We start from the raw sequence: 23744 nt of genomic DNA on the forward strand, positions 1-23744 counted from the left end.
GGTTCCGACCTCTCGCCCCACGGCAGCTCCCGTGCAAAGCCGCTACGCCGACCTCAGCGGCAGAACAGCGGCTTCACGGCAGACCCGAAAGACCCACCTTCTGTGCCCCGTACGGCGAGAAGATCATGGGTGCGGACCAGCCTTGGTGGATCAGGGCTACCTGTGAGGGCAACGGCATCACCGGATAGACGGAGCGGCCACGCGACCAGTTCGCGAGCAGGCCCTCCGTACTGTCGACGGCGGAGACGATCATTGTGACCCGCATGTTGTCGTCGCCCCAGGTATTCCACAGAGCCCAGCCATCCGGACGGGGCTCAACACCAAGACGCGTACACGCCTCCTCGTACGTTCCCGTCCATTCGGCCGGCATCGCGTCAGGGCGAAGGACGACTACTCCCGCGAGCTTCACCACGGGGCGTTCCTCATCCTCTACACAGCCGTCGCCTGGGAAGTGGTAATGCCGAATGGACCGAGCGAGAGCATTCACCGCTCGTTGCAGACCGCTCGCGTCATCCGGATCCGGGGCGTACGAAAGCCAGCCCTCGCCCCCAGCCGCGGACACAACAGCCCGCGCCAGGCGCTCCACCTCGCGCAGGTGATCCAGCTCCGTCATCTCCGGTCGCGTCACACCGCGCAGTGTGGCACCCGCCCTGCCGCGCGACATCAGGTTTTATCCCTGCTGTGCCCGTCCCTGGGCCGTCCCTGGGCCGTCCGAGGCCGATCAACGCTGACAGACGATGACAAGCGCCAACCAGATCAACGCAGGCCAACGCCGCACATTGAGGCATCGGCGCAGGTGGCCAGCCAGCCGGATCGCTTCCAGAAGAACTGATCAAGTGCCGATGCACTGTCGGCCCTGGCGAGCTCCCGGATGGCATGATCGGGACCATGAACGCAGATCCCGGATCTGGCGAGACCGGTTGGCCTTTGAACGATGCTTTCCGCCTCGTCCGCGCGGAGGTGCCGGACCTTGTCGTTGAGCGTGCGGCCGGCGGCGAGAGGGATGACGCGGACTTTCTGCTCCGAATCGCAGGAAGCATCGAGGCTGTGGAAGTTGAGTGCCGGCCTGGCGGCCAGCCGGTGTTCATCGTCTCTGACGAGTACTCCTGGATCGAGGCGGCCGACCCCGCCGCTGCCGCCCAAGCCATCCTCGATCTCCTGAGGGCATAGCCGGAGTGGTGTCAGCCGCTCCGACAAACGTGCCGTCAGGGCACTCGCCCATGTGTTCCCACCGGTCCATCAGGCGCTGGACCTCGTCGAGGGTGAGCATCGTTCCGGACCACCGATTGCCGTCGGGGAAGGTCAGCCACATGTCGACGTTGCACACGGCCTCCAGGTCTTCGCCCGCTCCTGGCACGAAGCAGATCTCGTAGTCTTCGCGCTTCACCCGGTAGAACGGGCCGTCCCACATGGCGCCTCCGAGAAGCCTCTGCCGCATCGACTCGCGCGGGAATCAACGCCACAAGCAATCGCACACCAGGTCCAGGTCACCAGCAGGTGGCGGCCGCCGCCGGGCAGATCCACGGGCGTCGTAGGATCAGCGCTCTCTTTGGGGGTGCGATGCGAACTTCAGGGTGGGGCGGCGAGGGGCGGAAGTACGCGCTGACCTCGGACGAGGACGACAGCGACTTCTGGGGCTTTGCTCACGAGGTTGAGGGGTTGTTTACTCCGCTGCCGGATGAGGAGGGAGCACGCCGAGTGCAGCTCGCAGGTTGCCTCCCGCAGGGTGGCCTACTGAAGGGCATCGATCACGTCGGCGGCCGCTGTGCTGTGGCGGGGAACGCCTGGTTCGAACTCCTCGACGGCGAGGGTGTCACTGTGGGTTCCTACTTCGTGGGCGAGGTCACCGTCGTCGACGTCAAGCCCTCCGCTCGCGATGCCGGCCTCGTCGACCTCACGGTGACGCTGTGGTGTGACGACGCACTCCCCGGAGCGGAACAGGCGTGGGACCTGGTCCGCGCGGGGCTACTGAACCGCACCGGCATGTGGCACGAACTCACACCCGAAGGAAGACGCGCGTGGCTGTCGGTGGCGCTGTGGTCCCGGGAGTACCGACGCCAGGGAAAGCCCGATGCCCCCGCGGGCCAGGTGTTCACCTTGGACGGCCGGCACATCGTCGACGAGGACAGCTTCTACTGCGCGATCGGTGAGGCCATCAACGGGCCGGGCGGATACTTTGGCTGGAACCTTGACGCTCTGGACGACTGTCTCTGTGGCGGGTGGGGCGCCACCCCTGCGTTCACCTTGCTCTGGGATTCCTCGGCTGAGACTCGAACGCGGTTGGTGGAGCGGGTGCCTGCCGGCGATCGCGAGGTTACGGTGTTTGACCTGATCCTGGAGATCTTCGAGGCGCGAGGCGTGAACGTCATCCTTCGGTGACGGTTCGTCGCTTCCGGGCACCGGTCCGAGGATGGTCATTCGGCCTCCTCCCTCTGACGCCTGGAAACAGCATGTACGGCCGCTGCCGACCGATCTGGCTATGGCTACGGATCAGAAGTGCGGCGCGGCGGATGGCCTGGATCGCTGGACCGTCTCGGGGCCGTGCGAGGTTGTTCAACAGCGGCCAACGACGATCAATGACACCCACTCAGGCACACCGAGGCACCGCTCGGACCAGCGAAAACGCAGATCACCGAGATCTCGGGCAAGACCCAGGGCGACAAGACGGATCGTGCCGCAGCCAGTGGAGGTCCACCGACCTTCCGGGTTCAGCCCGATCAGTAGGGTGAGAAGAGTGCGAAGCGAGAGGCCAGGGGATCATTGCCCGATTTGCGGGTTCGACCTTGGATACGCGCCCTGGGGCGAGGGCGGGGACGTCGCGACCTTCGACATCTGTGGGTGCTGCGGGATCGAGTTTGGGTACGAGGACGCAACAGACGCGGGCGTGATCAAGGCCCGCAACGACTGGATTGCCCAGGGGCACCCCTGGAAGGGCGACATCAAGGGCAAACCCGCCGACTGGGATCTGGAGGCGCAACTGCGCGAGTCACTGCCGGTTATGCGGTCACCCCGCTGAGCAGCCCCAAAAACCGGGTGGTCGAAACCCGGGGCAAGAAGAAGTGGTCCGACGCGACCAAGCCCCCTGCCCGCGGAGAAACCGCGGGCAGGGGGCTTGGTGCCGCTCCGGGGCCGTCTCTGGGCCGTCACGGCGTTGGCCGGGCCGCCGACTCGAAGCCGCCGGCCACGGCCTTCCGGGTCCGTTCCCGGCTCGACGGCAGCAGGTGCGCGTACACCCCGAGCGTCAGGCCGGGGCCGGGGTCCGAGCAACCGAGGTACTCGGCCAGGGCCTTGATGTTCTCCCCCGCGTCCAGGAGCACCGAAGCGGAGAAGCGCCGGAGCGCGTGCACGCCGCGGCAGCGCTGCCACGAGGCGCCGGGCAGGGCGGTTCGGGATCCTGCCCGGCACCCCCCGGGCAGGATCCCGGGGGGTGCCGCACAGCGTCAGTTGTTGAGGACCGAGCCGTACCGCGGGGTGCCCGCCGTGGAGACCCCGGTGGCCGACGGGCCGAAGGAGAGCGCCCCGGCCGTCGTCGGTCCGGCGGAGGCGCCACGCAGCGACCAGACCGCGCCGTCGCCCGCGTTCTCGCCCGGGCCTCCCACGGTCAGCTCGGCGCGATGGTCACCGGAGTGGTCGGCGAGCAGGACCCGTGCGCCGAAGCGGTCACCCTTCTCGGCCGTGCCGGGGACGCCCGCGGTGTTCTGGGTGTACGACGCCGCGCCCTTGGTCGTCAGCCCGGAGGCGGTGCCCCGCAGAACGGTGACCGATCCGGTGCCGAGGTTCTCGCCGGACGCACCGATCGCCAGGTCCTTGTACCCGTCCCCGTCCACGTCGCCCAGGAAGACGCTGCTGCCGAAGGCGTCGCCCGCCTCGGCCGCGCCCGGCACGCCCGGGGTGTCCTGGCCGAGGACCAGCGGGGCGCGGGAGGTGTCCTTGCCGCCCGGTCCGCCGTAGACCACGGTGACCTTGCCGCCCTTGGCCCCCGCCGGGTCGGCGGAGGGCTCGGCCGGATTGCCGATGGCGATGTCGGCGTACCCGTCCTTGTCGATGTCGCCGACCGACGAGACCGTACCGCCGGGCAGCTCCTGCCACCAGTCGGTGTAGTTGCCGATGGACGGGTCGGTGACCAGGTGGGTGACGGCGGCACCGGTGCGCGGCTGCCGGCCGTGCACCACCAGGCTGGTGGACCAGGCGGGGGAGATCCGCCCGGCGGACACGGAGGTGGCGCCGTACGACGGGGAGTAGGGGGCGGGGAAGCTCGCGCCCGAGCCGCCCTGGAAGGAGCCGGACCGGGTGACTGGGCCGTTGACGAAGTTCAGGGCGACGGAACCGGTGGAACCGATCACGACGTCGAGGTCGCCGTCACCGTCGACGTCGCCCACGGCCAGGGCCTGCCCGTAGCGGTCCGTCTCCGACTGCCAGTAGTTGACGACCGTGCGAGCCCCGGAGAGACCGGACGGGGAGCCCCAGACGGCGACCAGCGTGCCGCCGTTGGTGTCGCCGTAGACGTCCTCGCCGGGCGCGCCGACCAGGAGGTCGGCGTAGCCGTCCTTGTCCAGGTCGGCGGAGGCGACGGCGCTGCCGAACGCGTCGTCCGCCTCGGCGGCGCCGGGCACGCCGGCCGTGTTCTGGGTGATCAGGGTGCGGGTGGCCGTCTTCAGCCCGGTGGAGCTGCCGTAGACGACCGAGACGGCACCCGCCTTGGACTGGCCGCCGACCGTCGCGTCGGGGGCGCCGATCGCGAGGTCGACGCGGCCGTCGCCGTTGAAGTCGTACGGGACGGCGGCCGCGGCCGCGTGGGCGGCGGGGACGGTCAGGGCGAGCGGGGCCAGCGCGCCGACGACGGCGACGGCGAGAACGCGTTTGCGCATGGGGTTTCCTCGGGGAGGCCTGGGGCGGGGGTGTGTCACTGGGCGATGGCCCAGCCGAAGTCACCGATGTCCTGCACGGAGACGTCGCGGGCGCCGATGAACTTGGCGGAGTCGGCGGTCAGACCGGAGGCGGCGCCGCGGAGGATCGTGACGGCGCCGTAGCCGTTCTCGCCGCCGGCGCCGGTGACCAGGTCGGCCTTGCCGTTCTTGTTGATGTCGATCAGCCGCACCGACTGGCCGAACTGGTCCCAGGCCTCGGAGCCGCCGGGAACGCCCTTCGTGTCCTGCGTCCAGCTCTTCGCGCCCTTGGTGGTCAGGCCCGAGGCGGAGCCGAACAGGACGGTCACCGCGCCGGCCTCACCGACCGCGCCCACGTCCTCGCCGGGCACGCCGACCGCGACGTCGCGGTAGCCGTCACCGTTGATGTCACCGGTGCTGATCGAGGAGCCGAACAGGTCCTCGGCCTCGCCGGCCCCGGGCACCCCCGCGGTGTCCTGGTGGATCACGGTCGGCGTCTGGGCGGGGTCGGGACCGCTCGGGCCGCCGTACCAGACGGAGATCTGGCCGCCCTTGTGGCCGGTCTTCTTGGACGCGCTGGGGTCCGTGGGGTCGCCGAGGACCACGTCGCCGTAGCCGTCGCCGTTGATGTCACCGATCGAGCCGGACAGACCGTCGGCGTTCGGCAGGCTCTTCATGACCTGCTTGTAGCCGTTCCAGGTGAAGTACCTGATGTCGCCGCCCTCGTCGCCGTCGACGAGGAAGGGGTAGATGCGCTCGGCGGCGCGGTCGCCGTTCAGGTCGCCCGCGAACACGTTGAAGGTGGTGCCCAGTTCGCCGACACGGAGGTTGTTCACCGGGGTGCCCGTGCGGGTGAAGGGGCCCTTGTAGACGCGGGTCTGGGTCCGCCCGGTCAGGGTGACGTCGTTCTTCCCGTCCCCGTCGAAGTCGGCGACCGCGATGCCGGCGGCGAAGTTGTTCCACTCGTCCAGACTGGACGGCTGGGGCACCAGGGCGCCGCCGGACAGGCCCGACGTGCCCCCCCACAGGATGGTGGCGCTGCCCACGCCGTCCCGATCGCCGATGGTCTCGTTCGGGGCGCCCACGACGAGGTCGGAGTAGCCGTCGCCATCGAGGTCGCCGGCGGCCAGGCTCTGGCCGAAGAGGTCCCCCGCTTCGGCGGTGCCCGGCACGCTGGCGGAGTTCTGCGTGATGAGGGTGCGCCTGGCGGCCGAGACGCCCGAGGACGAGCCATAGAGCACGACGACCGCACCGGCCTGCTGTGCCTTGCCGACCTGGTGGCCGGCGGCGCTCAGGGCGATGTCCAGGTAGCCGTCGCCGTTGAAGTCGCCGGCCAGACGGGAGGGCGCGGCGGCGGCGGGGGTGAGGGGCAGGGCGGTGAGCAGGCCGGTGGTCAGAGTGGTGGCCAGCAGCAGGACGCGCTTGCGCAAGGCGGGGCTCCGGGTGAGAGGAGGCCGGGCCCGCGAGTGATGGGCCCAGCCGGGATGAGCGGGACGAGGGGTGGTCAGTCGGCGAAGACGGCGCCGCACCGCGGGGTACGCACGGTGGGGACGCCGGCGGTGGCGGTGCGGTACGGCACGACGATCCGGCCGGCGTCCTTCTGGCCGCCGGTGTGGGCGCCGGGCGCCGAGGTGGCGATGTCGCCGTTGAAGTCGGCCTTCGCGACAGTGACGGAGTCCGCCGCGGTCGCGGGGGAGGCGGCGGCGCGGGTGAGCGGACCACCCGTCAACGCGGCAGTGGTGGCCGTCGCGAGGGCGAGTCGGCGGTGCTTGTGCACGCTGTTTCTCCTGCGGCATGCGGGGGATGCCTGGCGGGCATCCGCAGTTGACGGGCTGCGGCTCCCCCGTGTTCGACGCGAGTTGTCCCGCGGTTCACAGGAGACCGGCTATCAGGAGACCTGGGCCGGGGCGTAAAGGTTGTACATGAGTTCGGTGTTTTTTTCGGGGCTGCTGTGACCGCCGGTGGGTGAGATCCCTCCTGCCGGGGCCGGGCTCAGAGGTGTCCACCCCTCGGGACAGACAGGGGCACAGCCAGAACGGCCGGCTCAGGAGGAGTTTCCTCCCGGGCCGGCCCTTCGTTGCGTCCGGGGCCGCGTCACACGCGTGCCACCGGGGTCCACGCCGGGAACCAGAAGGCGCCCCGGCTGTTCACCCCCTCGAAGGACGAGGAACCAGGTCGGGGATGCACTCCCGACCCGGTCCACGGCGTCCGCGTCGGCGGTTCAGAAGATGCCCTTGTAGCCCTGCCAGCCGGTGGCGATCTTCACGCGCGCGGCGAAGGACCCGTTGCCGTTGCCGCTCTGCCGGTAGAGGTTCCCGGCGGTGTCCCGTGCGATCAGGTCGGCCTTGCCGTCGCCGTTGACGTCCCCGACGCCGACGACCGCGTTGTACGAGGCCCCCCAGCCGGTGGCGATCTTCACGCGCGCGGCGAAGGTGCCGTTGCCCTTGCCGGAGTACCGGTACAGGTTGTTCGACTTGTCCTGGGCGAGGAGATCGCCGATGCCGTCACCGTTCAGGTCGCCGGCCCCGACGACCTTCTTGTAGGTCTTCCAGTTGTCGGCCAGCTTCACGCGCGCGGCCAGCTTGCCGCCGCTCGCTCCCTTGTACAGGTACACCGCCCCGGTGGAGGCGTTGCGGGCGATGAGGTCGGGGCGGCCGTCCTTGGTGACGTCACCGGGAGAGGTCAGGACGTCGTACTGGTTCCAGCCGGTACCCAGCGTGGTGTACGGGGTGGTCGGCTTGAGCGCCGCCCCACAGGCCGGCCTGTACAGGCGGAGGGTGCCGGTGCCGCTGCTCAGCCGGACCAGGACGTCGTTGCAGCGGTCGCCGCTGAGGTCCCCGACGGGCACGGCGCGGGTGCTCGTCGCCCAGCCGCTGCCGCTGACCTTCCCCGAGAACGTGCCCGTGCCCGTGCCCTGCTGGAACGTCAGCGCGCCCGAGGAATTGAGCGTGAGCAGGTCGCCGACACCGTCGGGCAGCGCCGAGCCGCCGACGTGGTCCCGCCATACCGCTGTGCCACCCGTCAACCGGACCGTGCCGGACTGGACCAACGCCGCTCCCTGCCCGTCCGCCGGCTGAGCCGTCAGCGTCCAGGTGTACGAGCCGTTGGGAAGCCGTCCGCCTGTGGCGTCGCGGCCGTCCCACGTCGTCGCGATCGAGTACCCGGCCGGTCCGCCACTGCGCGTGGCCACCACGCGGCCCGTGGCCTTGTGGCGTATCTCCGCCCTCCAGGAAGCCGCCGGCTCGGAGAGCCACCATGCACCGCGCCAGGAGACCGGGGTCGCGTCCGTCTCCACCCGCGCGGTGACATTCCGGTAGGGAGAGACCAGGGCAGCCTCGGGCCGCCCGATGTGCAGGACGTGGACGGCCTGGTCCGGCGTGGAGTACGCGAGGTCACCGCTACGAGGGTCGAGCGCCACAAGCCCCGCGGCGTCGACGGCCTCCCGCTGGACCGCCGTCCCGGTCTGCAGGTTGTAGACACCCAGCCCCTGCCCGCCCCGGATGGCGACGACACCGTCGCCGAGGTAGGCCTGCGCGGTGGAGGGAAGCGGAATGTTCTTCCTGGACTGGAGGTCGTAGACGCCGCCCGCGGCGTACGGAGCGGTGCTCACGTTGCACGTCCAGTACAGCCACCGGCCGACGGCCTGCAGGTCGACCATGGAGGAGCACCCGGCGTTCACCGTGAAGGACGTCAGCGAGGCCCCGGTGCGCGCGTCCTTGGCCGTGACCTTGCCGCCCGGAGCCGAGGACCACAGGGTGGTCCCCCAGATCGCACCCATCTGGTACGGCTCCGTGTGCACGACCTTGCCGGAGTCGATGTCCACGACCCGGAGTTCCCGGCTGCCGCCGGCAGGTCTCCCTTCGACCAGCACCAGGTTCTCGGATGCCCCCACGATCCTCATCTGGTCCGGGGAATCGTCGAAGGAATCCTGGAGGCCCGTCTCGATCGGCGTTCCGGGGAACGTCCCGCCCTTGCCCACGACGAACAGCTTGGGCTGCCAGCCGCTGTCCACGCTCACTGTCCCGCGGTACACGGTCCGGCCGTCCCCGGTGGGATACAGCTCGGGGCACAGCCCCCAGGCGACGCTGCACTTGGTGTACGGGACCGGCAGGCCGCCCATCCGCACGCGCTCGCCGTATCCGGGTGCGGTTTCGGTGAGGGGGCGGTCGTACACGGAGGTGGCCCCGTCGCCGAACTCCAGGGTCCTGACATTGCCGTGATCCAACGTCAGCCGCTGCAGTGCCATCGGGACCGGCGGGATGCCGAGCACACGAGCCGCGTGCGGTACGCCGTCCGGCCCGGCGGTGATGTCCTGGTAGCCGTAGTCCTCCGCGGACTGGCCGCCGACGAGTTGAACACCGCCGTCCGGCCGGACGGCGACACGGTCCCCCACCGCACGGGCGAGAAGCGTCCGTTCGCCGGAACCGTCGAAGGGGACGGCCACGACCTTCCAGATGGACGCCCCGGACGCCTTCTGACCGAGCGAGGCGTCATAGCGGGCCACGATCAGAGAGTCGCCGACGACGCCGAGGACCTTCGCGTCCTTGAGACCGACCTGAACCTCGCGTACGGGGGTGTCGAACCGGCCCTGCTCATAGATCCGCACGCCATCGGCCTGGGGGGTGACCAGGTGAAGGGCGGTCACCACGGAGTTCCCATAGACCGTGCCGTACGGCAGAAACGTGGCTTCCGCGGTGCGGAGATCGATCCAGGCGTACTGGTCGACGTCCTGTCCGGGGACCTTCAGAAGTGAGAGGAACCCATGGACGCCGGCCCGCCCGACAGCGGTGATGGAGGCACCCTCCGGAAGGCCTGTCACACGGCGGTCCACCGTGGTCCCGTTCTCATCGCTCAGCAGATGAAACTCGGTCCAGTTCCCGTCGGCACCGGCTCCGCCCTTGGTCACCACCGTGGTCCCGATCGCCCTGCTGTACACCTGACCTGCGGGGACTGTGACCGTCGTGGTCTCGTCGGTGACCATGTTCCGCAGCAGTACGCCGCCTGTGCCACCGCTGGGTGGCAGCGCCACGACGTCCGACGCCGCTCCGTAGTGCTCCACGGGGTCGTACAGATGCGTGCCTTCAAGCTTTCGGGTCGAGCCGTCCGCGCCCGTCCACTCCAATCCGGAGGGACCGCTCGTGGTGGTGGCGCTGTGCAGAAACCCGGAAGGCCCGACGCTCACCACGGAGCCGGAGCCCGGTATGACGCGCATCGTTGCGGGAATCGTGGCCCCACTGAACGTTCCTGCGTCGGCCGATGCGACCCAGGAGGCGGGACCGACAGTCAGCGACAGCGACACGACCGTCGTGACGGCACTGCGGAGGAGGACACGTCTGGCCACCTGATTCCACCCCTGACGCGAAAGGACCGGGAACAGGCAGGGGAATCGGCTCGGTCCTCAGCACTCACAGCAAGCAAGCCGGTCGATCCCGGCGTCCCCCGCCCCCCACACCCGAATGATCGGATCCTAACAACGGGCTCACAGGTCACGGAAGCGAACTTCGAACCCGTTCAACACGTCGACCGGCCGGCCGCCGGGACCGTCGGTCGCGGGCGGGCCGGCGACCCTCGAAGGGGGCGGCTCGTGCTTCCGCGAGGGGGAGCGTCCGCGTACGTCGCCTACCGCACTCTTCGGTGCGGGTGGGGGCGAGCCGGGGGGCCGCGTGAGGGCCTCGCCCGCCGGTTGTGATGGGATGCCGCCATGCGTGGAGGCACTGACCCGGAGTCCGGTCTGCGTCCCATTCGGTGAGCGTCGGGGACTCTCCTTCACGGAGACCGCCTTCGAATGAAGCCATGACGCCGCACCGGCGAGCCCCGGCGGGGGCTTTGAGGCCGGCCGGCTGGCACGGATCCCCGGGCGGCGGTCACGGGACGCACGTGAGGGGCGCGGCCGGGATGCCCGCCGGTTCGCCTCAGAGAACTAGGAGTATATGCTCTGATTTGCGCCGGGGCCGTCTCCGGCCGGTGGAACCCGATCCCCCCCACAGCATCCGGCCGCGGCCGGACTCCGAAGGAGGCAGGACATGCCGGACGTGGACAGCGGCGACACCACTCGCCAGGGCCCCGACCGCTCCCCGTGGTGGCTGGACAACCTGGCCGACGACGCCACCCTGGAAGGCGCGGCGATGAACGGCACGGCGCACGGCGCGGACGCCGTCCGCGAGATCGTGCTCAAGGCCCGCGAACTGTGCGAGTTCCAGGACGTGAGCCTCGCCTGCGACTTCGGTGACAACGGCTTCCTCGAGGTCCACACCGCTTCGGTCCGGGGCGAGCCCCTGAAGGTCGTCCTCACGGTCACCTGCAACGCCGAAGGGGAGGCCCAGGAACTCGCGGTCCTCCACCGGCCGCGCAACTCGCTGCTGCTCTTCTCCCGTCTGATGCGCGAGGAGTTCGCCGGCACCCCCCTGGCCGAGCACTTCCTCTCCGACGAGTCCTGAGGCGGGCCAGGCCACGGCGATCGGCGCCCGACCGCGGTACGGCGCCGCGGTGTCGAGGCTCGACGACAGGGCGCCGACGGCCCACCCGGCGAAGGGCGATGGCCTAGGGTCGTGCCCCGTGACCGAATCCTCGCTCCGTCCCGGCGCGACAGCCCGGGCATACGACGCCGTCGCCGTCCTCTATTCCGAACTGTTCCGCGATTCGCTCGACTCGCTCCCGCTGGACCGCTCGATGCACGCGGCGTTCGCCGACTCCGTACGGGCGGCCGGTGCGGGGCCCGTCGCCGACCTCGGCTGCGGGCCCGGGCACGGAACGGCGCACCTCCGGGCCCTGGGGCTCGACGTGTTCGGCGTCGACCTGTCGCCCGTGATGATCGGGCTCGCCCGCGAGGCGTACCCGGAGCTGCGCTTCGACGTCGGATCGATGGACGCGCTGGACCTCGCCGACGACGAGCTGGCGGGCATCGTGTCCTGGTACTCCCTGATCCACACGCCGCCACGTGAACTGCCGTACTACTTCGCCGAGTTCCGCCGGGTCCTGGAACCGGGTGGCCATCTGCTGCTGGCGTTCTTCGAATCCGAGGGCGGCCCCGTCGAGGCGTTCGACCACAAGGTGACGACGGCGTACCGATGGCCCGTCGACGAGCTCGCGGCGTTGGCGAGGGACGCCGGGTTCGTCGAAACCGGGCGCATGCTCCGCGAGCCGGGAGCGGACGAGCGGTTCCGCAGGGGGCACCTGCTGATGACCGGCGCCCGGTCGTCGGACCTCCCGGCCGAGCGGACGCCGCCCGGCCCGCGACCCACCTCGTGAGCCGCCTCGTGAGCCGCCCCGTGACCCGGCCGGTGCGCATCGACGTCCCCGGCGCGGGGGCGAACCGACGCGCGGCGCCGCACGGCGATGAGTTTCCCGCGCCGCGCCCGTCCTATGGACGTACGCGCCAACGCGTCAGGAGGAGGCAGCGATGACCACCGACGGATTCACCACGTGCCTGTGGTTCGACGGTCAGGCCGAGGAGGCGGCGAACTACTACGTCTCGATCTTCGAGAACTCGGCCATCGGCACGATCGGCCGCTACAACGAGGCGGGCCCGGGCCCCGCGGGCTCCGTGCTGGCCGTCGAGTTCACGGCCAACGGGCAGAAGTTCGTCGCGCTCAACGGCGGGCCGCACTTCACCTTCAACGAGGCGGTCTCGTTCCAGATCCGCTGCGCCGACCAGGCGGAGGTCGACTACTACTGGGACAAGCTGACCGAGGGCGGCGAGGAGGGGCCCTGCGGGTGGCTGAAGGACCGGTACGGGGTGTCCTGGCAGGTGTTCCCCGAGGTGCTGCTCGCGATGGTCGGGGACGCCGACCCCGAGAAGGCCCGGCGGGCCACCGAGGCGATGCTGTCCATGAAGAAGATGGACCTCGCGGCGCTGAAGCGCGCTCACGCCGGGGAGTGAACGGCCTTCGGGGCCCGCCCGGTACGACCGGACGGGCCCCCGAGCGTGAGGAACACGGGTGGCGTGGAAGTCAGCAGTTGCTGCCGCAGCGGCACGGCGCTCCGGACTGGCAACCGCATCCGCAGCCCGATCCGCATCCGCACGCTCCGAGGAGCGGCAGCTCGCGGATACCGGTGGACTGCGGCGTCCCCTCGGGGGACGGCTGATCACGGGCGGTGGGCGACGTGGGGGACTCGGGCATGGTTACCCTCCTCTGCCGTTGGTGACGGCTGCCTGCATGCCTGCCTCCAGTGAACGGCCTCCCCCACCGGCGCATCAACGGCGCGCGGAAGCGTTCCGCCCCGCAGGACGCTCCCGCCCCGCGCGCCGCACCGCGCCGTCCGCCGGATGCCGGTCGGCCGGGTGTCCGGGCCGGGACTAGTCCGCCGGGATCGGGGTGGGCGGCGGGGTCAGCTCGTCCGCGTGCTCGCCGGTCACCAGGTAGACGACGCGCTTGGCCACCGACACCGCGTGGTCGGCGAAGCGCTCGTAGTACCGGCCGACGAGGGTGACGTCCACGGCCGTCTCGATGCCGTGCTTCCAGCGGTCGTCGAGCAGGTGCTGGAAGAGCGTGCGGTGCAGCTCGTCCATGCGGTCGTCGTCCGCCTCCAGCTGCAGCGCGTCGTCGACGTCCTTGGTGACGATGACCTCGGCCGCCTTGGCCATCAGGCGCTGCCCCAGCTGTCCCATCTCCAGGATCGTGCTGTGCAGGTCGTTCGGGACGGCGGTCTGCGGGAAGCGCAGCCGTGCGAGTTTCGCCACATGCCGGGCCAGGTCGCCGGAGCGCTCCAGGTCGGCGCTCATCCGCAGGCTGGTGACGACGATCCGCAGGTCGGTCGCGACCGGCTGCTGGCGGGCGAGCAGCGTGATGGCGCGGTTCTCGAGCTCGCGCTGCAGGTCGTCGACCTTCTCGTCGGCGGCGATGACGCTCTCCGCGAGCTTGAGGTCGGCGTCGAGCAGCGCCGTGGTCGCCCGCCCGATCGCGGAGCCCACAAGCCGGGCCATCTCGACCAGGCCGTCACCGATCGAGTCGAGTTCCTCATGGTATGCGTCGCGCATCGCGTTCCTTTCCTTGCCGCTTCAGCCGTTCGAAAAGAGGATTGTCCTCCCACGCTGTCACGCTCCCAACCTCGCGCGCACACGCGTACCCCCCGAGCATCCGGAATGAATCGGGGCTGACACCACGGTGAACTCTTGGCAACGTGCGTTCGAGAAGACGTTCCGACGGCTGTGGGCCACTCATTCCGTCCCCCTAACCTGGGGGTATGGACGTGAACGCGGCAGTCGCCGCAGCCAGTGCGATCGCCGGGCTCTGCACCGGTGTGATCGCTGTGCTCGCGTTCCGCTGGAGTGAGCGGGAACAGGCCCGCCCCACACGCACATCCCTGCGGCCCGACGCCGCAGCCGTACTACCGCCGGGCGTGGACACGGTGCTCTCCGTGCTGCGCTCGTCGGCCGTCGTCCTCGACGAGGGCGACACGGTGGTCAAGGCAAGCTCGGCGGCGTACGCCCTCGGACTGGTCCGCGGCGGCAGGCTCGCCGTCGACCAGATGCTGCAGATGGCCCGGGAGACCCGGCGGGACGGCGAGATACGGCAGGTGGAACTGGACCTGCCGCGCCGGGGCACCGGCCGCGGCGAGGGCCTCGCGGTCTCCGCCCGGGTGGCACCACTGGGCTCCCGTCTGGTGCTGCTGCTGGTCGAGGACCTGACCGACGCCCGCCGCATCGAGGCGGTACGGCGCGACTTCGTCGCCAACGTCAGCCATGAGCTCAAGACGCCGGTCGGCGCGCTGTCGCTGCTCTCCGAGGCGGTGATGGACGCCAGCGACGACCCCGAGGCCGTCGAGCGCTTCGCCGGCCGGATGCAGATCGAGGCCGCCCGGCTGACCAGCCTGGTCCAGGAGATCATCGACCTCTCCCGGGTCCAGGACGACAACCCCCTCGACGACGCCGAGGCCGTCGCCGTCGACGACCTCGTCGCCGAGGCGGTCGACCGCTGCCGCCATCCGGCGAACGCCAAGCAGATCACCATGGCCACCGGTGGCGCCCCCGACCTGTACATCTGGGGCAACCGCGGCCAGCTCGCGGCCGCTCTCGGCAACCTCGTCGAGAACGCGGTCAACTACAGCCCGGCCCGTACCCGTGTGGGCATCGCGGGCCGCAGGGTCGCCGCACCCGGTGGCGGGGGCACCTCCCAGGCCGGCGGCTCTGGGGGCTTGATCGAGATCTCCGTGACCGACCAGGGAATCGGCATCTCCGAAAAGGACCGGGACCGCATCTTCGAGCGGTTCTACCGGGTCGACCCGGCGCGCTCGCGCGCCACCGGCGGCACCGGTCTCGGTCTCTCCATCGTCAAGCACGTGGCCGCCTCCCACGGCGGGGAGGCCACGGTGTGGAGCGCCGAAGGCCAGGGCTCCACCTTCACTCTGCGGCTGCCCGAAGCCGCGGCGACCCGGGACGGCCGGGACCGCTCCACCGCCGTGGCGGCGGAGGACTCCGACCCCGAGCCCGGCGCCGGCTCCTCCTCCGCCCTCTACGAGACGTTTCCCGATCACATCCCCGCTCCGGAGGTCCTCCCGTGACCCGAGTACTCGTCGTCGAGGACGAAGAGTCCTTCAGTGATGCCCTGTCGTACATGCTCCGCAAGGAGGGCTTCGAGGTCGCCATCGCGGCGACCGGGCCCGACGCGCTGGACGAGTTCGAGCGCAACGGCGCCGACCTGGTCCTGCTCGACCTGATGCTGCCGGGCCTGCCCGGCACGGAGGTCTGCCGCCAGCTGCGGCTGAAGTCCGCCGTTCCGGTGATCATGGTCACCGCGAAGGACAGCGAGATCGACAAGGTTGTCGGTCTCGAAATAGGAGCGGACGACTACGTCACCAAGCCCTACTCCTCCCGCGAGCTGGTCGCCCGCATCCGGGCCGTCCTGCGCCGCCGCGGCGAGCCCGAGGAGATCTCGCCGTCGGCGCTGGAGGCCGGCCCGGTGCGCATGGACGTCGACCGGCACGTCGTCACGGTGGGCGGCGGAAAGGTCGACCTGCCGCTCAAGGAGTTCGACCTCCTGGAGATGCTGCTGCGCAACGCCGGCCGCGTGCTCACCCGCATGCAGCTCATCGACCGGGTCTGGGGGGCCGACTACGTCGGCGACACCAAGACCCTCGACGTCCACGTCAAGCGCCTCCGCGCCAAGATCGAGCCCGACCCGGGTGCGCCGCGCTACCTGGTGACGGTCCGCGGCCTGGGCTACAAGTTCGAGCCGTAAACCGGCCGCGGCCGGACGCGAAGCGAAGGGGCCCCGGGGAGCGACACGCTCCCCGGGGCCCCTTCGTGTGCGCGGTGCCTCAGCCGGCGGGCGACTCGGTGACCGTTTCCGTCGCGGTGGGCGAAGCCGTGCCGTGGCCGCCCTCCGCGGGCGACTCGGCCGGGCTCGCGGTGGTGCTCGGGGAGGCCTTCTCGCTCGGGCCGTAGGAGGCCCAGTAGCCGGCCGCGGGCAGCACGATGGCCTGCACGGGGACCTCGCCGGTCTTGCTGAACTGGAAGACGACCTTCTGGAAGTCGCCGTCCTGCTTGGCCTCGCCACCGCTCTTGATGACGGCCGCGGGGTTGCCGTCGCCGCCGAGCAGCACGGAGCTGTGGCCGGGCAGCTTGACGGTGCCGGACAGCTCGGCCCGCACGGAGCCGACCGTCACGGAGTCGAGGGTCTGCTCCTCGGCCCCGTTGTTGAAGATCCTGGCCGTCACCGAGGTGGAGCCGGTGAGGACCGCGACGTTCTGGACCTCGATGTCGCCGACGCTGGTCGCCGCGTTGTCCGGCCTGACGCGCAGCGTCTCCGCGTCGTTCCCGGCGGCGCAGGCGGCGAGCGGGACGATCGAGAGTGCGAGGGCGGCGGCGAGAGCGCCGCGTCGAAGGCTGCTGCTCACGGCGGCGGCATCTCCTTGGGCGGGGTACGGAGGTACGGACGTACGGGACTTACGGGTTACCTGGTGCTGGCTTAGGTTACCGAGCCTGTCTTCCGCGCCCGCACCGGGCCACCCCTCGGCGGGGCGGGGCTTCACCCGCCCGGGTGTCCCGGAGGCCGTCCGGAGACCTTCGGAAGGCCGCCGAGAGCCGTCCCCGGGGCTCCGCCGCGACCGCGGCGGAATCCATTCCGGGATTCCGCCGAACGATTCCCGCCACATCGGCAAGATCCATTTCCTGTTCATCCACCGGACGGAAATCCGGCGTGGTACGAAAATGGATCACGCGAGGCCCGTGGCGGCCGAACGGAGTAGCGGGAGACCCCCCGCAAGAGAGCGACAAAACGGGATGTTCCTCCACTTGCCCCGGCCATCCGAGGGGTGTAACGGGCGCGTTTCAGGCCCCCTCGACACCCGCTCCGACCTGCGAATTCCGCCCCCCGATGCCCTCTCGCAGCACGTTCCGGGCGCACTTGTCAAGCCCCGAGATATGCCCTGACCTGCGAAAACGCCATTCAGAACGAGCCGTTCCCGTGTTACCCTGGATAGCCACGGAAGGGGTACCTGTCACATGACGTTCAAGGTTGGCGACACCGTGGTCTATCCCCATCACGGGGCCGCGCTGATCGAGGCCATCGAAACTCGCCAGATCAAAGGCGTGGACAAGACCTACTTGGTGCTCAAGGTCGCCCAGGGCGACTTGACGGTACGCGTGCCCGCGGACAATGCGGAGTTCGTCGGCGTGCGCGACGTGGTCGGTCAGGAAGGGCTGGACCGGGTCTTCGAGGTGCTGCGGGCACCGTACACCGAGGAGCCCACCAACTGGTCCCGCCGCTACAAGGCAAATCTGGAGAAGCTCGCCTCCGGCGATGTCATCAAGGTCGCGGAAGTCGTGCGTGACCTGTGGCGTCGTGAGCGGGAGCGCGGGCTGTCGGCCGGCGAGAAGCGCATGCTCGCCAAGGCCCGCCAGATCCTGGTCAGTGAGCTCGCGCTCGCGGAGAACACCAACGAGGACAAGGCCGAGACCCTCCTCGACGAGGTCCTCGCGTCCTGACGCGGATTTCCGCCGCAGTGCCCGGTGCGTCCCATACGCCGGGCACTGTGGCATGCCGGGACGCCTCTGTGGCGCTCCTGACTCTTCGACGACGCCGACGAGCCCCCTCGTCTTCGTTCGCGCGTCGCTTCCCCCTGCATACTGAGTGCCGGGCCCGGGCAGCAGGCCCTGTCGGTGTCACGGAAGGGTCCGACAGGGGCTTCGTGCCCGGCACGATGAGGCGATACCCACTTCGGCCAAGGACACAAACCTGACTACCGCGGCAGTCATTCCCGCCGCCGGACGCGGAGTCCGGCTCGGCCCCGGTGCGCCCAAGGCGCTGCGCACCCTGGGCGGCGTTCCGATCCTCGTGCACGCCGTGCGTGCCATGACCCGCGCCCGCGCGGTCTCCCTGGTCGTCGTGGTGGCCCCGCCGGACGGGGTCGCCGAGGTCAGGGCGCTGCTGGACAGCCACGGCCTGCCCGAGGCCAAGGACATCAAGGTCGTCGCCGGCGGCGAGAGCCGCCAGGAATCGGTGCGGCTCGGACTCGCCGCGCTGCCCGGCGAGGTCGAGGTGGTGCTCGTCCACGACGCCGCCCGCCCGCTGGTGCCGGTCGACATGGTCGACGGCGTCGCAGCCGCAGTACGGGAGGGCGCCCCGGCCGTCGTGCCGGGACTGCCGCTCGCCGACACCGTCAAGGAGATCGACCCGGCCAGCGACGCCGTCGTCGGCACACCGGACCGGGCGCTGCTGCGCGCGGTACAGACCCCCCAGGGGTTCGACCGGGCCACGCTGCTCAAGGCGCACGCCACCGTCACCGGCCAGGTCACGGACGACGCGAGCATGGTCGAGCGGCTCGGCGTCCCGGTGCTGGTCGTACCGGGGCACGAGGAGGCCTTCAAGGTCACCCGCCCGCTGGACCTGGTCCTCGCCGAGGCCGTTCTCGCCCGCAGGAGGGCCGCCGATGAGTACTGAGCCGGTTCCCGCCGTGCCGCCGCTGCCGCAGGTCGGCATCGGCACCGACATCCACGCCTTCGAGGCGGGCCGCGAACTGTGGGTCGCCGGCCTGCTGTGGGAGGGCGAGGGCGACGGCCTCGCCGGCCACTCCGACGCCGACGTCGTCGCGCACGCCGCCTGCAACGCGCTGTTCTCCGCCGCGGGGATGGGCGACCTGGGCGCGCACTTCGGAACCGGCCGGCCGGAATGGTCGGGCGCCTCCGGTGTGACCTTGCTCACCGAGGCCGCCCGCATCGTCCGCGAGGCGGGCTACGACATCGGCAATGTGGCCGTCCAGGTGGTGGGTCCCCGCCCCAAGATCGGCAAGCGCCGGGACGAGGCCCAGAAGATCCTCTCCGCCGCCGTGGGCGCGCCCGTGGCGGTCTCCGGCGCGACGACCGACGGGCTGGGGTTCACCGGACGAGGCGAGGGCCTGGCCGCGGTCGCCACCGCACTGGTGGTCCGCCGGGCGAAGTGACCTGTTCCGGGGGCGAGTTGGCCCGCGGTCCGGAGGGCCCGCCATCCGCCGTACGAGTGAAGCTCGCGGCGGCCCGCCGGCTCCGCGAGCGATGCCACGGCCCCCGCGAGCGTCACAACACCGTGAAGCTCACGCCGAGCGGACGGCGCACGCACCCGGGGCCACTACCCTTGATGCGTGACTATTCGCCTGTACGACACCAACGCGCGCCAGGTCCGTGACTTCACCCCGCTCCGGCCGGGCTGCGTCTCGATCTACCTGTGCGGCGCGACCGTGCAGGCAGCACCCCACATCGGGCACATCCGGTCGGGTCTGAACTTCGACATCATGCGCCGGTGGTTCGCCCACCGCGGCTATGACGTGACGTTCGTCCGCAACGTCACCGACATCGACGACAAGATCATCACCAAGTCCGGTGAGCAGGGCCGCCCCTGGTGGGCGATCGGCTACGAGAACGAGCGGGCCTTCAACGAGGGCTACGACGCGCTCGGCTGCCTGCCGCCCACGTACGAGCCGCGTGCCACCGGCCACATCCCCGAGATGATCGAGATGATGCGCGGCCTCATCGAGCGCGGCCACGCCTACGAGTCCGAGGGCAACGTCTACTTCGACGTCCGCTCCTTCCCGGACTACCTGGAGCTGTCCAACCAGGAGCTCGACAACCTGCGCCAGCCGGAGAGCGAGGGCGAGACCGGCAAGCGGGACCAGCGCGACTTCGCGATGTGGAAGGCCGCCAAGCCCGGCGAGCCCTCCTGGGAGACCCCCTGGGGCCGCGGCCGTCCCGGCTGGCACCTGGAGTGCTCCGCGATGGCCCACAAGTACCTGGGCAGCGCCTTCGACATCCACGGCGGCGGCATCGACCTGATCTTCCCGCACCACGAGAACGAGATCGCGCAGGCGAAGGCCTACGGCGACGACTTCGCCGCGTACTGGGTGCACAACGCCTGGGTGACGATGAGCGGCGAGAAGATGAGCAAGTCGCTCGGCAACTCGGTCCTGGTGAGCGAGATGACCAAGCGCTGGCGCCCCATCGTGCTGCGCTACTACCTGGGCACCCCGCACTACCGCTCCATGATCGAGTACAGCGAGGAGTCGCTGCGCGAGGCCGAGTCGGCGTTCGCGCGGATCGAGGGCTTCGTGCAGCGGGTCGTCGAGAAGGCCGGCCCGGTCGAACCGGCGGCCGAGGTGCCGCCGGCCTTCGCCGAGGCGATGGACGACGACATGGGCGTCCCCCAAGCGCTGGCGATCGTCCACACCACGGTCCGGCAGGGCAATTCGGCGCTCACCGCCGACGACAAGGAGACCGCCGTCGCCCGCCTCGCCGAGGTACGTGCGATGCTCGGTGTCCTGGGCCTGGACCCGCTCGACGAGCACTGGTCCGGCGGCGAGCGCAGCGAGGACCTGCACGGGGTCGTGGACTCCCTCGTCCGGCTGGTGCTGGAGCAGCGGGAGTCGGCCCGGGGGCGCAAGGACTACGCGACCGCCGACGCCATCCGCGACCAGCTCCAGCAGTCCGGGCTGGAGATCGAGGACACCCCCTCCGGGCCGCGCTGGTCGCTCGGCTCACGGTAGCCGGGCGTTCGCGCCATCATTGACACGTACGTACGTTCACGCAGTAGCAGTGACAGCAGCAGGAAACAGGTGACCCATGGCCGGCAACAGCCAGCGCAGGAACCGCCGCACGTCCAACAAGAAGGGCGCCACGGTCGGTAGCGGCGGGCAGCGGCGCAGGGGCCTGGAGGGCAAGGGCCCCACCCCGCCCGCGGAGGCGCGCAAGGGGCACGCCAAGCAGCGTGCCGCGAACGCCAAGGTGAAGCGCGCCGCGTCCACGCAGTCGCGCCGCCCGTCCGGCCGGGGCTCCAAGTCCACCTCGGAGCTGGTGGCCGGGCGCAACCCGGTGGTGGAGGCGCTGCGCGCCGACATCCCGGCCTCGGCGGTCTACGTCCAGCAGTTCATCGACAACGACGAGCGCGTGCGCGAGGCGATCAAGCTCGCCACCGACCGGGGCATCCCGCTGATGGAGGCCCCGCGCCCCGAGCTGGACCGCATCACCAACGGGCTCAACCACCAGGGCCTGGTGCTGCAGATCCCGCCGTACGAGTACGCCCACCCCGAGGACCTCGCCGCCGAGGCCTTCGACGCGCGCGAGGACCCGCTCATCGTCGCGCTGGACGGGGTCACCGACCCGCGCAACCTCGGCGCCGTCGTCCGCTCCGTCGCGGCCTTCGGCGGCCACGGCGTCGTCGTCCCCGAGCGCCGCGCCGCCGGAATGACCGCGGGCGCCTGGAAGACCTCGGCCGGCACCGCCGCGCGCGTCTCGGTCGCCCGGGCCACCAACCTCACCCGGACGCTGGAGGCGTACCAGAAGGCGGGCCTCACGGTCGTCGGCCTGGCCGCCGACGGCGAGGTCGAACTGCAGGACCTCGAGGCGCTGGCCGGGCCGGTCGTGATCGTCGCGGGCTCGGAGGGCAAGGGCCTGTCCCGGCTCGTCGGCGAGACCTGCGACCTGCGGGTGCGCATCCCGATGCCGGGCGGCGCGGAGTCCCTGAACGCCGGTGTCGCGGCGGGCATCGTGCTCTACGAGGCGGCGCGCCGCCGCGCCTGAGCCGCTCGCGCTCCCCCCGACAACCCTTGATTGACGGGCCTCGGACACAACGGGGCCCGTCACACAGTGTCCTTATCGGGTGTCACTCGGTTAGATGAGTGTGGACACCAGAACACCCCGCACTCCTCCGGGGGGACGGTCGTCGGCGATCACCGATGAGCCTGTGCTCAACATGCTCAAGGTCTCCTCCGACCCGGCCCAGGTCATCGTCAATCACGCCAGTTTCCGCGTGCAGCTCGGCGCGACGTCGGGACGCGCGCTGGCGAGGACCCAGCGCGTCCCCGTCATTCCCACCTCCGTACGCCCCTCCGCGGCCGCGCAGCGCCGCGGCGCGCCCTTGGTGTGGTCCGGGCGCAGCGCACCCGGCGACGCGGCGGCCACCCAGCTGCTCGCGGCGGTGCGCCACGGCCAGGCGGACGGCCCGGACATCGGCGCCGCGACGCAGGTGCTGCCGCGGATCGAGGAGTCGCCGCAGCCCGTCGTCGGCCCCCCGCGCCGTCCGCCCGCGCCCGGCGAGATGCTCGGCGGGGTCCGTCCCGCGCGCGGCGCCTACGACGACCACCTCGATCCCGAGGACACCGGCGAGTTCGCGTACACCGCGCCGCCCCGTGACTTTGACGACGAGGATTCCGAGGAGCGGTACGGGGAGCCGGGCCGCGCCCGCAACCGGGAGCGGGCCGAGCCGATCCGGCACGCCTACTACCCCGGCCGCCGGATGAACCTCGGCATCGTGCTGCTGCCGCTCCGCATCTTCCTGGGCTTCATCTCCATCTACGCCGGGATGGGCAAGCTCTGCGACCCCGTCTACTTCGACGGCGGCAAGCGCGGCTCGATGGTGACCTGGCTCGGCTCGCTGCACCCGTGGGGGCTGGCCGAGCCGTTGCGCGACCTCGCCCTCGCGCACCCCATCGGCGCCGGGCTGACGGTGGCCTTCCTGCAGGTGATCGCCGGTGTGCTGACGGTCTTCGGGCTCTGGCAGCGGTTCGCGGCGTCGATCGGGGCCCTGCTGTCGGCGGCGCTGCTGGTGACGGTGAGCTGGCGGACCGTACCGGCGTACGACACGCCCGACATCATCCTGCTCGCCGCCTGGAGCCCCCTGGTCATCGCGGGCGCACCGGTCTACTCCGCCGACGGCCGGCTGGCGAGCGAGGCCTGGCGCAAGCTCGGCCCGCGTGTCCCGCTGTGGGAGCTGCGCCGCCGGGTGCTGCGGCGCGGCGCGGTGCTGGCGACCGTGCTGGCCGGGATCTCGCTGGTCGTCGGGGCCACCCTCGGCACGGCCGTACGCTCCACCAGCCCGCGGACGGAACTCCCGGCCCCGACCGACCTGCCGACCAACAACCTCGACGGCTCCCCGCTGCCCGAGGTGCCGGGCGAGAAGTCGTCCCGGCCCTCCGCGGGCCCCTCGGCGAGCCGATCCGGCGGTCCGTCGTCGTCCCCGTCCTCCTCGCCGTCGGTCCCGGGGGCCGCGTCCTCGGCGCCGAACGCCACGCACTCCCGTTCCGGCTCGTCCTCCACGAACACCGGCAGCGGCGGCGGCACCGGCGGCGGGCCCTCCCAGTCCGTGCCGTCCGTCCCGTCCCGTCCGACGCCGCCGAGCAACCCGCCCACCCCGGGCGGCGGCAACGGCGGCGGCACCGGCGGCGGGGGCTCCGACAGCGGCGGCGCGCTCGGCGGGCTGCTCGGCAGCGGAGAGACCTCCGGCTGGCTGCTGGGCGCCCCGTCGAAGCACGGGCCGGGCAGGGTCGCGTAAGGCCCGTACGGGGACGCGGGACGCCCGTACGGAGACACCGAGAGGCGGCCGGAGGATTCCTTCCTCCGGCCGCCTCTTCGCGCCGTCCCGGGGCCCTGCGGCCGCACGGCCCCCTCGCGGCCCC

The 23744-nt window shown here is 71.1% G+C and carries 20 protein-coding genes and 2 pseudogenes; 14 read left to right on the plus strand and 8 right to left on the minus strand.

What is annotated here, in order from left to right; genetic code table 11:
- Positions 1-73: 73 nt before the first annotated feature.
- The gene (locus tag AB0F62_RS18880; RefSeq protein WP_361799738.1) at positions 74-628 is read right to left on the minus strand and encodes a hypothetical protein; all 555 of its coding nucleotides are present in this window, start codon (positions 626-628) and stop codon (positions 74-76) included.
- A gap of 260 nt (positions 629-888) precedes the next feature.
- On the opposite strand from AB0F62_RS18880, the gene AB0F62_RS18885 reads away from it, so the two are divergent.
- From AB0F62_RS18885 to AB0F62_RS18895, 3 genes are all read left to right on the plus strand, one after another.
- The gene (locus tag AB0F62_RS18885) at positions 889-1170 is read left to right on the plus strand and encodes a hypothetical protein (protein WP_361799741.1); all 282 of its coding nucleotides are present in this window, start codon (positions 889-891) and stop codon (positions 1168-1170) included.
- Positions 1171-1497: 327 nt separating this feature from the next.
- The gene (locus tag AB0F62_RS18890) at positions 1498-2379 is read left to right on the plus strand and encodes a barstar family protein (protein ID WP_361799744.1); all 882 of its coding nucleotides are present in this window, start codon (positions 1498-1500) and stop codon (positions 2377-2379) included.
- A 505-nt stretch (positions 2380-2884) separates the two neighbouring features.
- Positions 2885-3016 (plus strand): hypothetical protein, encoded by a 132-nt coding sequence (locus tag AB0F62_RS18895; protein WP_361799747.1) that lies wholly within the window; start codon positions 2885-2887, stop codon positions 3014-3016.
- Between the two features lie 127 nt (positions 3017-3143).
- On the opposite strand, the pseudogene AB0F62_RS18900 reads toward AB0F62_RS18895, so the two are convergent.
- The 5 genes and pseudogenes from AB0F62_RS18900 to AB0F62_RS18920 form a co-directional block, all read right to left on the minus strand.
- A pseudogene (locus tag AB0F62_RS18900) lies at positions 3144-3350 on the minus strand (hypothetical protein); the annotation flags it as partial.
- A 90-nt stretch (positions 3351-3440) separates the two neighbouring features.
- Complete coding sequence (locus AB0F62_RS18905) at positions 3441-4868, minus strand: hypothetical protein (protein ID WP_361799750.1); 1428 nt, start codon at positions 4866-4868, stop codon at positions 3441-3443.
- Positions 4869-4903: 35 nt separating this feature from the next.
- Positions 4904-6316 carry an FG-GAP-like repeat-containing protein gene (locus tag AB0F62_RS18910; RefSeq protein ID WP_361799753.1) on the minus strand — a complete coding sequence of 471 codons (1413 nt, stop codon included), beginning with the start codon at positions 6314-6316 and terminating at the stop codon, positions 4904-4906.
- 128 nt (positions 6317-6444) lie between these two features.
- Positions 6445-6663 (minus strand): annotated as a pseudogene (locus AB0F62_RS18915) (hypothetical protein); the annotation flags it as partial.
- 444 nt (positions 6664-7107) lie between these two features.
- Positions 7108-10098, minus strand: coding sequence for an FG-GAP-like repeat-containing protein (locus AB0F62_RS18920; RefSeq protein ID WP_361799756.1), 2991 nt, complete (start codon positions 10096-10098; stop codon positions 7108-7110).
- 811 nt (positions 10099-10909) lie between these two features.
- Here AB0F62_RS18920 and AB0F62_RS18925 point away from each other — a divergent pair.
- The 3 genes from AB0F62_RS18925 (at position 10910) to AB0F62_RS18935 (ending at position 12765) form a co-directional block, all read left to right on the plus strand.
- Positions 10910-11323, plus strand: coding sequence for a hypothetical protein (locus AB0F62_RS18925; RefSeq protein WP_361799759.1), 414 nt, complete (start codon positions 10910-10912; stop codon positions 11321-11323).
- 118 nt (positions 11324-11441) lie between these two features.
- Positions 11442-12134, plus strand: a complete 693-nt coding sequence (locus AB0F62_RS18930) for a methyltransferase domain-containing protein (protein ID WP_361799762.1) — start codon at positions 11442-11444, stop codon at positions 12132-12134.
- A 151-nt stretch (positions 12135-12285) separates the two neighbouring features.
- The gene (locus AB0F62_RS18935; protein WP_361799765.1) at positions 12286-12765 is read left to right on the plus strand and encodes a VOC family protein; all 480 of its coding nucleotides are present in this window, start codon (positions 12286-12288) and stop codon (positions 12763-12765) included.
- 417 nt (positions 12766-13182) lie between these two features.
- Here the strand turns inward: AB0F62_RS18935 and phoU are convergent, their stop codons facing one another.
- Positions 13183-13863, minus strand: a complete 681-nt coding sequence (gene phoU / locus AB0F62_RS18940) for a phosphate signaling complex protein PhoU (RefSeq protein ID WP_361799768.1) — start codon at positions 13861-13863, stop codon at positions 13183-13185.
- Positions 13864-14069: 206 nt separating this feature from the next.
- Here phoU and AB0F62_RS18945 point away from each other — a divergent pair, with 206 nt between their 5' ends.
- Both AB0F62_RS18945 and AB0F62_RS18950 read left to right on the plus strand, forming a co-directional pair.
- Positions 14070-15386, plus strand: coding sequence for an ATP-binding protein (locus AB0F62_RS18945; protein ID WP_361799771.1), 1317 nt, complete (start codon positions 14070-14072; stop codon positions 15384-15386).
- Positions 15383-16063, plus strand: a complete 681-nt coding sequence (locus tag AB0F62_RS18950) for a response regulator transcription factor (RefSeq protein WP_361799774.1) — start codon at positions 15383-15385, stop codon at positions 16061-16063. The genes AB0F62_RS18945 and AB0F62_RS18950 overlap by 4 nt, the downstream gene beginning before the upstream one ends.
- Positions 16064-16142: 79 nt before the next feature.
- Here AB0F62_RS18950 and AB0F62_RS18955 read toward each other — a convergent pair whose 3' ends face one another.
- Entirely contained in the window at positions 16143-16721 is a 579-nt protein-coding gene (locus AB0F62_RS18955; protein WP_361799777.1) for a DUF461 domain-containing protein, read from the minus strand.
- Between the two features lie 607 nt (positions 16722-17328).
- Between AB0F62_RS18955 and AB0F62_RS18960 the strand changes: the two genes are divergently transcribed.
- The 6 genes from AB0F62_RS18960 to AB0F62_RS18985 all read left to right on the plus strand — a co-directional run bounded on the left by AB0F62_RS18960 (position 17329) and on the right by AB0F62_RS18985 (position 23620).
- Positions 17329-17811: a CarD family transcriptional regulator gene (locus AB0F62_RS18960; protein WP_018559600.1), complete on the plus strand. Its 483-nt coding sequence runs from the start codon at positions 17329-17331 to the stop codon at positions 17809-17811.
- A gap of 223 nt (positions 17812-18034) precedes the next feature.
- Positions 18035-18766 (plus strand): 2-C-methyl-D-erythritol 4-phosphate cytidylyltransferase, encoded by a 732-nt coding sequence (gene ispD / locus AB0F62_RS18965; protein WP_361799962.1) that lies wholly within the window; start codon positions 18035-18037, stop codon positions 18764-18766.
- A complete protein-coding gene (ispF, locus tag AB0F62_RS18970; protein WP_361799780.1) occupies positions 18756-19265 on the plus strand; it encodes a 2-C-methyl-D-erythritol 2,4-cyclodiphosphate synthase in 510 nt (169 codons plus the stop codon). Before ispD ends, ispF begins: the two co-directional genes overlap by 11 nt.
- A gap of 177 nt (positions 19266-19442) precedes the next feature.
- Complete coding sequence (gene cysS / locus AB0F62_RS18975; protein ID WP_361799783.1) at positions 19443-20837, plus strand: cysteine--tRNA ligase; 1395 nt, start codon at positions 19443-19445, stop codon at positions 20835-20837.
- A 76-nt stretch (positions 20838-20913) separates the two neighbouring features.
- Complete coding sequence (gene rlmB / locus AB0F62_RS18980) at positions 20914-21870, plus strand: 23S rRNA (guanosine(2251)-2'-O)-methyltransferase RlmB (RefSeq protein ID WP_361799786.1); 957 nt, start codon at positions 20914-20916, stop codon at positions 21868-21870.
- A gap of 94 nt (positions 21871-21964) precedes the next feature.
- Positions 21965-23620, plus strand: coding sequence for a DoxX family protein (locus AB0F62_RS18985; RefSeq protein ID WP_361799789.1), 1656 nt, complete (start codon positions 21965-21967; stop codon positions 23618-23620).
- The last annotated feature ends 124 nt before the right edge of the window (positions 23621-23744 follow it).

The organism is Streptomyces sp. NPDC026673 (assembly GCF_040638135.1).
Lineage (GTDB): Bacteria > Actinomycetota > Actinomycetes > Streptomycetales > Streptomycetaceae > Actinacidiphila.

Bases quoted from the DNA above. Each gene is read 5' to 3' on its own strand.
- AB0F62_RS18885 (WP_361799741.1), top strand. From the start codon at position 889: ATGAACGCAGATCCCGGATCTGGCGAGACCGGTTGGCCTTTGAACGAT.
- AB0F62_RS18905 (WP_361799750.1), bottom strand. From the start codon at position 4,868: ATGCGCAAACGCGTTCTCGCCGTCGCCGTCGTCGGCGCGCTGGCCCCG.
- AB0F62_RS18920 (WP_361799756.1), bottom strand. From the start codon at position 10,098: ATGCGCGTCATACCGGGCTCCGGCTCCGTGGTGAGCGTCGGGCCTTCC.
- AB0F62_RS18925 (WP_361799759.1), top strand. From the start codon at position 10,910: ATGCCGGACGTGGACAGCGGCGACACCACTCGCCAGGGCCCCGACCGC.
- AB0F62_RS18935 (WP_361799765.1), top strand. From the start codon at position 12,286: ATGACCACCGACGGATTCACCACGTGCCTGTGGTTCGACGGTCAGGCC.
- phoU (WP_361799768.1), bottom strand. From the start codon at position 13,863: ATGCGCGACGCATACCATGAGGAACTCGACTCGATCGGTGACGGCCTG.
- AB0F62_RS18945 (WP_361799771.1), top strand. From the start codon at position 14,070: ATGGACGTGAACGCGGCAGTCGCCGCAGCCAGTGCGATCGCCGGGCTC.
- AB0F62_RS18960 (WP_018559600.1), top strand. From the start codon at position 17,329: ATGACGTTCAAGGTTGGCGACACCGTGGTCTATCCCCATCACGGGGCC.
- ispF (WP_361799780.1), top strand. From the start codon at position 18,756: ATGAGTACTGAGCCGGTTCCCGCCGTGCCGCCGCTGCCGCAGGTCGGC.
- rlmB (WP_361799786.1), top strand. From the start codon at position 20,914: ATGGCCGGCAACAGCCAGCGCAGGAACCGCCGCACGTCCAACAAGAAG.
- AB0F62_RS18985 (WP_361799789.1), top strand. From the start codon at position 21,965: ATGAGTGTGGACACCAGAACACCCCGCACTCCTCCGGGGGGACGGTCG.